This window comes from Candidatus Phytoplasma stylosanthis (genome assembly GCF_032886435.1).
GTDB classification, from domain to species: domain Bacteria; phylum Bacillota_I; class Bacilli_A; order Acholeplasmatales; family Acholeplasmataceae; genus Phytoplasma; species Phytoplasma stylosanthis.
In genome coordinates, this window is record NZ_JAUZJP010000039.1 from 1 (window position 1) to 1,101 (window position 1,101).

Genomic DNA, 1,101 nt, shown 5'->3' on the forward strand with positions numbered 1-1,101 from the left:
TTTTTTTGTTTTTTAAAAAAAGATAACCCTTCCTAAAAATATGGTAGGGAGAAAAAAATGATCAAAAAAGTATTTTTAAAAAAAGTTAAAACAGAAGAAACAGAAAAGTTACTTACTCTTTTTTTAAAAGACAAAAAAAATCTCCAACTCAGAAATGAAATTATTCAAAATTATGAAGAATTAGTTTGGAAAATAGTACATAGTTTTCGATATTATCCCAAAACACTAGAAAAACCAGATTTATTTCAAGAAGGGATATTAGGATTGTTAAAAGCTCTTGAAAAATATGAAGATATTGGGTATTCATTTCTGAATTATGCAATTGATATCATAAAATCTGATCTAAGAGAATTAATTAGAAAAAGTCATACTCCTTCGATCCCCCAAAGAAAAGCGAAAGAAGAAAAAAAATCAGACAACGAAGAATTCAGAGAAGAAAACACCCCTTTAACATTTTCTAAAATTCTAAACCCTCATCAATACTGGTTAAGAGAAGTAAAACATGAATTTTTTATTAAGAAATTAAAAAAAAATTTAAGTGACACGGAATTTAAAATTATTTGTTTAGCTTTTGGAATAACATCAGGAAATATTAACCATGATTATCAACTATCCTATTCAAATTCTGATCTTTCTATTTTGCTAAATTTAAAAGTTGAACAAGTTATAAATATTAAAAAACATGCTTTAACAAAATTAAAGAAAATATTTAAAAAACGAGAATAAGAAATGATTTCTTCGAGAACAGTTTTTTTGTTGGGGTTTTTTCATTTTCAAACCAAAATTTAAAATTGCTTTTTTTGTTATCCCAACCCATATTATCTTTTTCGATTACATCCAACTACCATTTTAGAATATTTTATGTTTCAAATTTCTCACATCCTTTCTTAGTGTAAAGAAAAATAGAGCCTTGGGGGCAACTATTTCTGTAACGATGATTTCTTTAATCATCGTTACTTTTATTTTATGTTTCGTATTTCTCACATCCTTTAATTTAAACAAAAAAACCAGAAGCAAAAAATGAAAAGAAATGGTTTTCCAAAATTAGGATTAAGAATCATGAAAATTAGTGATTTTCAATTATTAAAATTAGGTTATTCC

General features: G+C 25.1%; 1 protein-coding gene. It reads left to right on the top strand.

The window, feature by feature from the left end; all coding sequences use genetic code 11:
- The first annotated feature begins 57 nt into the window (after positions 1 to 57).
- Positions 58 to 726 carry a sigma-70 family RNA polymerase sigma factor gene (locus tag Q8777_RS02610; RefSeq protein ID WP_318749360.1) on the top strand — a complete coding sequence of 223 codons (669 nt, stop codon included), beginning with the start codon at positions 58 to 60 and terminating at the stop codon, positions 724 to 726.
- The last annotated feature ends 375 nt before the right edge of the window (positions 727 to 1,101 follow it).